The sequence below is a fragment of the Bacillota bacterium genome (assembly GCA_013178415.1).
Lineage (GTDB): Bacteria > Bacillota > SHA-98 > Ch115 > Ch115 > Ch115.
The window spans coordinates 1-9,287 of the sequence record JABLXA010000045.1 but is presented as its reverse complement, the minus strand read 5'-3'; the positions used below and the strand labels follow the sequence as shown (position 1 = coordinate 9,287).

Genomic DNA, 9,287 nt, shown 5'->3' with positions numbered 1-9,287 from the left:
CGTGGCTGCGTCTAAGGCACACAACGTTAAGCGCTGGCGGAATGGCCAGCAGGCGTTGCAGTGGGTTGGGGCGGGGCTAATGGAAGCAGAAGGGAAATTCCATCGCATCCGTGGGTATAAGCTTCTGAGCCTGCTTCAGGCTGCGATTCGCAAGGAGGTGGGAATGTCAGGGGAGATAGAGGTGCCAGCGGAGCCTGACGTCGCTAGAACGTGAAATAATGCGTCCGGGAGCGCTAGCGAAATTCTACGAAGAGTGGGACAAGCTCTATCTAAAAGTGACCCACCTAAGGGGTAAATGTCCGTGAAAAGGGGACCACCCGCAACAAGCCGAATCCTGCTGCGGGTGTAGCGTATTCTGGGCCCTGGATCGCTCCCATTTGCAGACGGACGTTCCCCTCATTTCGGTGCCGAATTGGACCGGCCTCTACAGCCTGATATGTCTCACGGTGCCTTCATCTTTATGATGATATTCTTAAATTCAGTATAGCATGAGAGGGAAAATGGGGTTTAGCATCGAAATAGCATTATTCAAAAACATAAGGTAATGGTGGATTCGATGAACACGGCCCTTTATTCGGTCGCTTGGGGACGTGGGAGGTAGTAGCGAGACCGGCCGCTTACCATTATTGGTATGATAGGTGCCGGTCTTTGTGTTTCTCAGGAAGAATAATGTATGGAGCAGGTGGCACAAATGGGGTGGGGCGAGAAACTAAAGCGCTGGTGGTATAATCAACTGATCATGAATCGCGTCAAAGTTGTCGCTTATCTCTTAACTATATTGGCTGTATTTGCCATGGTAGGTCTGATAATACTGGCACTGCGTTTCACGAGCTGATATGCCGGGTTTCGCAAGTCTGTAATGGGACCTCCAATCGCAGGGCTTCCCAAATCTAAATCCAGAAGTGTGGGCTGTCCCCTATCCTGGGGACAGCCTTTTACGGTGTGTCCGGCATGGATGTGGGTAATCAAAGATAGCTCCATTCGGAGGGAGGATGAAGCGATTAGGTATGGAATCAAGGGAGTCCTTTCGGCGATCCATGATAAGGGAGGTGCGCTCCGCCCGCATCTTGTTATGCATCGCCTTCACCCCTGCATATATAGTCTTGGCTCCTCCAATGCCTTATGCCCTTCTACCCCTGTTGTTTATGGTGGGATTCATAGCTTCTCAGTTTCTTGACCTGAAGCACCTTTACCATCCATGGTTCAGCTATCTCTCGCCGATTTTCGGTTTCCCCCTGAATTCCTCCGTGATATTCACTACGGGATTCCAGAGGAGTCCCTTTCTATTCTTTGTGCTGGTGCCTATCGTGACCTATGGGATAGAAAGGCACCCCGTTTGGGTCTTTCGCTCGGCAATGATGAATACATCAATCCTGGCATTTCTCAGCCTGCGCGCGCTGATTCAAGCAGACTGGTTTGGTTTGGCTTATGTGCTGGGAATAACGATGACAAGCCACACTGCGTGCCGTCTTATGAGAAGAACTCAAGGGCTATCGAGATCGCGTGTTGTCGCCATGGAGGATGCTGCTGGTAAGGATCCGCTTGCTGGACTCTACAACCGCAGGGCGTTTGCGGAATATGTTACAGAACTTTCATCCAAAGAAACCCCTTTTGCACTTATAATGTGTGATCTTGATGGTTTTAAGCGTTACAATGATAGATTTGGCCACCTGGCAGGTGACGAGGTGCTGAAGAAGGTTGGGGTGCTTCTTAGTGAATCCCTAAGATCCACGGATGCTGTATTTAGATACGGGGGTGATGAATTCGTGATAATTATACCAGACGCCGATGAATTTATTGTCAACGATGTATGTGATAGAATAAAGGAGCTGGTTTCGAAGGAGATAGGGGGAGTCGGGATATCATTTGGAAGCGCATTCTTTCCTGGGGATGGTAACACCATTCAAAAAGTGATAGAAACCTCCGACAAGAGATTGTATGAAGCAAAGCGAGTGTCCCAGCATAAACGCGCTACATTTAAAGAGGAAGTTTAGGAACCGACATCTCCGGCGGCTTGAGCCGCCTGGGATGCCCCCGAATTGATTCGGGGGAGGACGTCACAGTTGGGCCGTCATAGAATAATCGAGTAGGAGAGGGCATCTCGCCCCCGTCCTACTCGATCTGCATAGAAGGACCATTCGAATCTCACCCGAGGGATCTCCTTGATAGCTTCTTCCAACACCTTTACCCGTATGGAATCATCTATCTTCCCTGGATTCTCCGCCGAAATCCTATCTGCAGATAGGTGGTATTCCACACCTATTGAAAACGGATTCAGCTTTACGCTGGCTTCGAGTCGGGCTCTGCTATCTCCGTATGCTCGAAAAAACCTATGCGATTCAGAATCGCTACAACTACATCCACCACCGCCCCCAGGATGAAGTCCTCATACTTCTTCACCCACTCAGGCAGCGTGGAGCCGACCTTGAACCTGTCACTGATGGTCTTAGCTTCTTCGTCCAGGAGCCACAGTGTACCATGTACAGGAACTCCCTCGTTCTCGGCAGCCTCTCTCAAGCGCTTGTCGCTTATGAGTAGGACGCCGGGCAGCGCAATCGCAAGTGCAAGAGCAAAAAGGTCGGCCCGCGACGGGCCGCGGTACTTAGAGGCAAGCTCCAATACCTTCAAGACCTGGCTTCCCGGTAACTCGAAATTCCGTAAACCCATCGCAACAAGTCTCTGTCCATCCGGCTCCCTCAATTCAGCAACGATGACATCGGGCGCGGCGAAGTCAAATGGCAGTCCAAAGACCTCATTGAGAAGCCCGCCTGCGTAGAGGTCTATCTAAACGCTTGTGTCAGTGACCAAAGTCCGCCGAGAACCCCCCATGCTGCATCGCCACCTCCTGCCGGAGCTGGTCAAGAGGCTTGCCCAACAACTCTGCGGCACGGGAGACGGAGATCAGATCCTCAGCAAGTGCCCGCATCACAAGCCGCTCCATGTATTTTGGCTCTTCGGGTGGCAGCGCATCACCCGGTTCTTGGAGATGCCATCCCCGCTGCTTGAACAGCCGGAATAGGCTTTTAAAAACCCTCTCTGAGATAATCCCGAGGTCCTTGGAGCGATAGATCCAGCCTTGCATGCTCAGCCCATACTTATGCTTTAACAGATGGAGCTCATAGTGGCTAAGATTGTGGCGCTGCTGCCCCAATTCCTTGCGCGCTGCCGCTTGGGGCACCAGAAATGCCCCTGCGAAACGCCGTGCTGCCGCCTCAGGATCTACTCCCTCAGCCGGTTCCAAGGTAATATGCCCGAGCTCATGCGCCAGTTTGAACCGCTGCCGGTCTCCAGGCAAACCACGCTTGACTGCAATGATCGGCTCACCACTCTCTGTTTGAAAGGTGCAAGCATCAAAGCCGTCCACTCCATCCACCAATCCAACCCTGATACCCTTTTCCTCAAGAAGCTCGGTGAGGTCTTTGATGGGGTCCAGCCCCAACTCCCAAGCACCCCGCAATTCCTCGGATACACGCTCAGCTTCTTCTACCGAAGATACACGTCGGTCCACGCTGGAAGGCAAAGCAAACCGCCGGATTTGTTCCGGGAAAAGGTCCTCGACCTCCAGGTATCGTTCCAGCCATTCCTGAATCTGTTCAAGGACCACCCATTCAGCCTTCCTGGGTAGACCGGAGAGCTTCCTGTAAGCTAGACCGGAAACCTTCGCCGTCCGAGTACGGAAGAAATACTCTATTTTGACGCCCAGCGCATCAGCTAGACGGAGCAGCACTCCTGAACTTGGAACATCTTCGTCCCGTTCGTACTTGAAGATGGCCTGATGGCTTACACCGACCCGGTCAGCCAGGTCACGCATGCTCAACCCGACCGCCCTGCGAGCACGCCTGATGCGTTCCCCAATAGACACCATCATCACCTCCCAGTTTACATTGTACACTATATTATGCCCAAATGTAAACCGGAAAGCTCATCCGGTGATGTCTATCCGTGCAGCCTTTGTTTACAGATTAGACATTCTTGCTTACTCTACGGAACTTCCCTCCTGCCTAACCCAAACCCTCTATCTTGTCATACTTCGCGATCTCCTTTATGACCGTAAGCAGGTCTGCATTCTCAAGTCCGATTTGGGGCACATCATATGTGTCCGGCAGAGGGGATATGCGTTCAATCTCCTCAATGAGTTCGGGCAATGTCTTTGAGAACTGATAATCGGAAAACTTGCGAAACCGACCCCCGTAAAAATGCAGCCCTTCACCCAGGCTGATGTGCGTTGCTATTTGCTTTCTACTCCGATCTACAGGGGCACGGATCAAAACATCATCTTTGTCCTTCAGCACCTCTAAAACAAGCCTATCCAATTTTCCCATCCTAACCTCGAGAAGCCTTCATCCGCTTCTCCACCCGGTATTTTTCAACGAGAGGAAATTCCGGGACATTCTTCATACCAGCCTCACGAAACATCTCAACAATTTCGGGGTCACTTAAGGCCTCCATAGCAGCCCCCGGGTTCTCTTCCTCCAACATCCTGAAATCAAGTAATGGGCCCTCGATCTTCTTTCGCTCTTTAACCTCTTTGAGCACAGTAAAAATATCAACAAACTCCAGCCCAAGCTGTGGTACATCGAATTTTTCTGTATATCCCAACTCCTCGAATAGGCCCACTAGATTAGGGTAGTTTACATCATAGTCAAACCCTTCGTATCCAATAAATTCCCCATTAGGCCCGAATCTACACGATACCCCAATACGGTCCCCTTTCTATATGGGTACATGGTATAGAAGTATTTGTAATCACCTTTCTGAACTACCACTGCAAGCCAGTACGGGCGTCCTTTAAGGTCATTGAGGCCTGGTATGAATTTATAATGAATCAGAGTGTCTTCACCATGCTCCGGATCGATAATGACTCTGTCAGGGTCTGCTAGCACCTCACGAATCCTGTCCCGATACTTGAGGGTCCACAACTGCTCTCGATTCCTATCTTGCAGAAAACGGAAGATCCTATGCCACGTGAAATCATTGATTTTTCTATCTGTCACAAAAACTTTATCCCAAACTTGCTAATAACCGAATACCGAATGGTTTCCGGTTCCCACTCAGGCCGGAGGCGGATAGAATTGCCCCGTTCTGCAGTATCCTGGGCCCCCGGAGAGCCAGGCCCCATATGGGCCACCGTGGTCCCTCGGCAGTGGAAATGGAACGGAGGGAATAAAATCCCTGAAGAGATAAGCTCTTTAGGCTCTTTACCCATGATATCTCTGGATGATTCCACCCACGGGGCGATCTCCTTCACCTCTTCAGGATCTTCGGCGGAAAGGAGCTTATCCGTAACTCTCGTTCCTTCGCTTACAGGAAATAACTTCCCATTCATTTCCCTACAGATCGGACATGTCCTTTCATCCATAGGTTCCGGGATCTCGTAGTATTCGATCCCGGCATCCTGGTAGCTCCTCATCTGGCCTGAAACCCGGGCCCGGGTGATTACATTCGCTCCTTGCACTCCCTCGGGAACCCCTGAGTAATATCATACTCCTTGATGTCATTCCGCACCGGCCTTATGTCATAAGCTCTATATCGCCTATACATGGCCCTACAGACATCAATTGTCGTCCCCTCGCCCGCCCATCGGATCAACTACTAGGTCAAAAGGCTCCCTGTAATAGTACAGGACGTTCTCAACGATCTGTCCCGGTATCCGCCCCGGGTAGTCCAGGCCGTAACGCGAATCAGGGGCAGAGAACTGCCAAAGGTTGTATAGTTGGAGTGAGTCGGGAGTAATGTCAAAATCGACAAGCCCGCCGTTTTTGACATTGCTAATAAACTCAGTAACGGTGCTCCTTGCAACCCCTACCACTTCCGCTATCTCTTCCTGCGTGTGGCAGGCAAGATAAAGCTCGAGTATCTTTTGTTTTCGCTCTTCGCCCTGCTTCTGCCGCAGGTCCTGCGTCCAATCCCGAAATGTCCTTTCCTTTACACTCAACAATTTTTGTATTTCTTCCGGTGCCATGCCACCTTCAAATAATTTCCGGGCTACATTTTTCTTCTCACTAGGACTTAATTGTTTGCCATGAGCAGCATTCGCTCTTACGGCTTCAATAAAAACTTGCTCATCTGGCACATCCACTAGCTCTGCGTCAATCTCTTCCAGTCCCTCAAGCCGGTGAGCTATGATCCGGTGATAACCATCAATCAGCAACTTGTTGCTATTGACAAGAATTGGCGGTAGATTTCCCACCGCCAGTCTGTAAGCATTAACTGTTTCATTATCCCATTTGTCCCATGGATAGAACTCTTCCACAAACCTGATCTCGTCGATTCTCATTTTCATTTTTACCATCCTCCCTAAATAGTATTTCTCCCCGAAAACCGCCTTGGCAGGGGTGGGAGTGACCCTTTTCGCCGCGCGCCGGGCGTTCTCAATGTCCCTCTGCTCAATGCGCTCCTGCCAGTTGAACGCCCTAGACCACTTCTTCACCGCGGCAACAGAGACGGAATACTGCCTGGCTACTTGCGGTATACTTCGAGTCGGTCCGAGGCTATAGTAATACTCGAACGCCTCTTTGTGCCTGAGTGTTTCTTTCATCCTATCCTCGCCGCCTTCTGGCTCGTCAACTCCTCCCATCGCTGCATTGTGAGCTCACAGTATATCGGGTCGAGCTCGATACCGTACGCAACCCGCCCCATCTTCTCCGCTGCGATGAGCGTGGCGCCAGCGCCCATGAAGGGATCACATACGATCTCGCCCTCATTCGATAGGAACAGCATCACGGCTCGAGGCAGCTCCACCGGGAATGCCGCAGGGTGCGCCTTAATCAGATGCGACTTCTTCCCTCTCTTCTCAAGCCCGCTCGACTTCGCGCCAAGCGTAGGGAGGTCAGCCGTAGCCGAATTTTGGACGATATGCCAAACGTCATTAGCATATTTCTTCGAGGGCTTGATCCTGCCCCCGAGCTCGACTTTACCTTTCTCCAAAAGCACAAGCACCTCATGGGTGACGGGAGCCACATGGCCCATCACGTGACCTGCGCCATCGCATACCGGGCATTCCACCAGCGGAAGGTTCACCTCGTCCGCCGGGGCCTCTAGAAGGTAGATGACCTCGTGCTTGTAGTTCGGCTTGTAGTGGCGCGCTTTCCGGGCCTTGAGTGTGCTCGGGAATATGGGGTACGGCACCCCGGCCTTCTCCCACACGATCTGCCGGTAAAACTCAAAACCACAGCCCTCAAGCACTACCACATGGTAGTGCGGATATGAGTCCGGCGAAACTCCTACGTTCCAGGCGACATATCTGCCCGGGGCAAGATATTTGAACATCATTTCGCCAACCGCGGCGACCATGCCGAGGTAGTCGTCCTTCGCCCGCTTATCCTTGTATGAGGCATACTTGATGCCGACGTTGTAAGGTGGCGACGTCACTATGAGGTCTGCCTTCTGCCCGCCGAACAGGCGCTCCCAGGTCTCCTGTTTGGTCAAGTCACCGCATATCAGCCTGTGGCTGCCGAGGGCCCACACCTCACCCTCCGAAACCCTGGATTGTATGATCCCGGCAAGTGCCTTCGCAACGTCGAAATCATCCTCTATGCTTTCCTCATCGTCCACGTGAAACTGCGTCATCAGGTCTTCGACGGCATCCTCCGTGTAACCGGTCAGGTCCATGTCGAAATCGCCGGTATCCAGCTCCTCTAGTAAGTCCTTCAGCATGGAGTTATCCATCTCGGCCAATTCCTGGAGGCGGTTGTCGGCGATGAGGTCCGCCCATTCTTCAGCATCTGTCGCGTAGTCCTGCCGGTCGACCGGAACCTGATCGACACCCAGCCTCTGCGCCGCTAACAACCGCCCATGCCCGCGAACAATGAATCCACTCCGGTTGGATACAGTGATCGGCGCCCGCCACCCCTGAGCCTTGATGATCTTGGCCAAAAGTTCAATCTGCCTCTCAGGATGCCTGTTCGGGTTGCGCGGATTCTGAACCAGGGTATTGATATCGGCAAGCTCATCAAATGAACAGTATACGGGTATCCCGCTTGCGACGGCCTTCGGTTCGATTTTGTCAGTACTCATGGTTGAAACACCTCATATACCCCTTGACACGTATCATAGTGCGCATTATGATACGATCATAAGGGGGAACCCGGATGAAGTCTTACTCATCAAGGGAGATAATCAGACTGCTTGAAGAAGATGGTTGGTACTGCGTAAACAGCGTAGGCGACCACTGGCACTTCAAGCACCCGACAAAACCCGGCAAGGTCACTGTAACGCACCCGGTAAAAGACATACCCATAAAAACCCTGAAAAGCATCTTGAAACAAGCGGGGATAAAGCTGAGATAAACCCCCTGTCGTTCTCCATGAAAGGAGCTGATCTTATGAGGAAAGACCATTACGTCTACCCTGCAATATTCGACTATGCAGACGATGGCATTTCAATCTTCTTCCCTGACTTGCCTGGTTGTCTGCCTTGCGCCCGTACGACCGAAGAAGCCATCCGCAACGCCAAGGAGGCCATGGCCCTCCACCTTTACAACATAGAGCAGGACGGTGATCCGATCCCGGAGCCGACACCGGTTGAGAAGCTCAAACTAAAACCAAACCAGATACCTTTCTTGGTTGAAGTGTACATGCCCATGTACCGTGAAGCCATAGAAAACGCCTATGTGAGGAAAAACGTTACTCTACCGGCCTGGCTAGAAAGAATGGCTACTGCAAGAGGGATGAACTTCTCTCAAGTCTTACAGAGCGCTCTGAAAGAGCGTCTTGGAATTATCGAAAAGCAGCCGTGAACAGGCTGCTCCCTCTCACGAGCGATGCTGCGCTGATGTCGATAAGGCCGCCATGGGGGCTCCTTCAGCAGTTCATGGACTAAAGCAACCTCAATATCTGGGTCACCCTGCCTGAGGACTATGATCGCTCTCTCTGCCTCCCCATCCCAGTCTATCTGCCCTTTTTCGTTGAATATGGACGGGTCTCTGAGTTCAAGCCGGACCCGCCAGTCCATAAGCATAGGCCCCAACATTGATTGCCACTTATCCCAACTTCCGCACTCAGAGCACTGGAACCCTTGCGGTACCTATGTTCTTTGTCAAATTACGTCACTATCTTACGACCATGTCTTCACCGGCTTCATCATCCGGGGCGATATACCGAGCGCCTCATAGATACCAAGATGCTCAGGATCCGGTTTGGCAGCCTTCCTAATCCGCAAGGTGCGACCATCTGAGGTCGGCAATACCACTGTCACAATCTGATGGTTGGAAAGCGTCTCCCGCACGGTTGCCCAGCTCGTGTAATGCCCTCTGTCTTGTAGCGTCTTCTCTATGGCAACGAGCAGGT

The 9,287-nt window shown here is 51.8% G+C and carries 14 protein-coding genes and 1 riboswitch; of the genes, 5 read left to right on the top strand and 9 right to left on the bottom strand.

The window, feature by feature from the left end:
- From HPY52_16845 to HPY52_16835, 3 genes are all read left to right on the top strand, one after another.
- Positions 1–214 (top strand): hypothetical protein (locus HPY52_16845; protein NPV81901.1); only part of this gene is annotated, 214 nt, incomplete at its 5' end.
- 326 nt (positions 215–540) lie between these two features.
- Positions 541–622: riboswitch (cyclic di-GMP riboswitch) on the top strand.
- 51 nt (positions 623–673) lie between these two features.
- Positions 674–835 (top strand): hypothetical protein, encoded by a 162-nt coding sequence (locus HPY52_16840; protein NPV81900.1) that lies wholly within the window; start codon positions 674–676, stop codon positions 833–835.
- Between the two features lie 202 nt (positions 836–1,037).
- Positions 1,038–1,994 (top strand): GGDEF domain-containing protein, encoded by a 957-nt coding sequence (locus HPY52_16835; GenBank protein NPV81899.1) that lies wholly within the window; start codon positions 1,038–1,040, stop codon positions 1,992–1,994.
- Between the two features lie 286 nt (positions 1,995–2,280).
- On the opposite strand, the gene HPY52_16830 is transcribed toward HPY52_16835, so the two are convergent.
- The 8 genes from HPY52_16830 to HPY52_16795 all read right to left on the bottom strand — a co-directional run bounded on the left by HPY52_16830 (position 2,281) and on the right by HPY52_16795 (position 8,016).
- On the bottom strand, positions 2,281–2,667 hold the full coding sequence (locus HPY52_16830; GenBank protein ID NPV81898.1) for a hypothetical protein: 387 nt from the start codon (positions 2,665–2,667) through the stop codon (positions 2,281–2,283).
- A 130-nt stretch (positions 2,668–2,797) separates the two neighbouring features.
- Positions 2,798–3,865, bottom strand: a complete 1,068-nt coding sequence (locus HPY52_16825) for an ImmA/IrrE family metallo-endopeptidase (GenBank protein ID NPV81897.1) — start codon at positions 3,863–3,865, stop codon at positions 2,798–2,800.
- 136 nt (positions 3,866–4,001) lie between these two features.
- Complete coding sequence (locus tag HPY52_16820; protein NPV81896.1) at positions 4,002–4,322, bottom strand: hypothetical protein; 321 nt, start codon at positions 4,320–4,322, stop codon at positions 4,002–4,004.
- A gap of 1 nt (position 4,323) precedes the next feature.
- Positions 4,324–4,617 carry a hypothetical protein gene (locus tag HPY52_16815; GenBank protein NPV81895.1) on the bottom strand — a complete coding sequence of 98 codons (294 nt, stop codon included), beginning with the start codon at positions 4,615–4,617 and terminating at the stop codon, positions 4,324–4,326.
- Positions 4,618–4,631: 14 nt separating this feature from the next.
- The gene (locus tag HPY52_16810; GenBank protein NPV81894.1) at positions 4,632–4,994 is read right to left on the bottom strand and encodes a hypothetical protein; all 363 of its coding nucleotides are present in this window, start codon (positions 4,992–4,994) and stop codon (positions 4,632–4,634) included.
- Positions 4,991–5,455: a hypothetical protein gene (locus HPY52_16805; GenBank protein ID NPV81893.1), complete on the bottom strand. Its 465-nt coding sequence runs from the start codon at positions 5,453–5,455 to the stop codon at positions 4,991–4,993. Before HPY52_16805 ends, HPY52_16810 begins: the two co-directional genes overlap by 4 nt.
- A gap of 99 nt (positions 5,456–5,554) precedes the next feature.
- A complete protein-coding gene (locus HPY52_16800) occupies positions 5,555–6,538 on the bottom strand; it encodes a hypothetical protein (GenBank protein ID NPV81892.1) in 984 nt (327 codons plus the stop codon).
- On the bottom strand, positions 6,535–8,016 hold the full coding sequence (locus tag HPY52_16795) for a ParB N-terminal domain-containing protein (protein ID NPV81891.1): 1,482 nt from the start codon (positions 8,014–8,016) through the stop codon (positions 6,535–6,537). Before HPY52_16795 ends, HPY52_16800 begins: the two co-directional genes overlap by 4 nt.
- Positions 8,017–8,090: 74 nt before the next feature.
- On the opposite strand from HPY52_16795, the gene HPY52_16790 reads away from it, so the two are divergent.
- Together HPY52_16790 and HPY52_16785 are read left to right on the top strand one after the other, a co-directional pair.
- Positions 8,091–8,288: a type II toxin-antitoxin system HicA family toxin gene (locus HPY52_16790; protein ID NPV81890.1), complete on the top strand. Its 198-nt coding sequence runs from the start codon at positions 8,091–8,093 to the stop codon at positions 8,286–8,288.
- Between the two features lie 35 nt (positions 8,289–8,323).
- Complete coding sequence (locus HPY52_16785; protein ID NPV81889.1) at positions 8,324–8,737, top strand: type II toxin-antitoxin system HicB family antitoxin; 414 nt, start codon at positions 8,324–8,326, stop codon at positions 8,735–8,737.
- Positions 8,738–9,054: 317 nt separating this feature from the next.
- Here HPY52_16785 and HPY52_16780 read toward each other — a convergent pair.
- Positions 9,055–9,287 (bottom strand): hypothetical protein (locus HPY52_16780; protein NPV81888.1); only part of this gene is annotated, 233 nt, incomplete at its 5' end.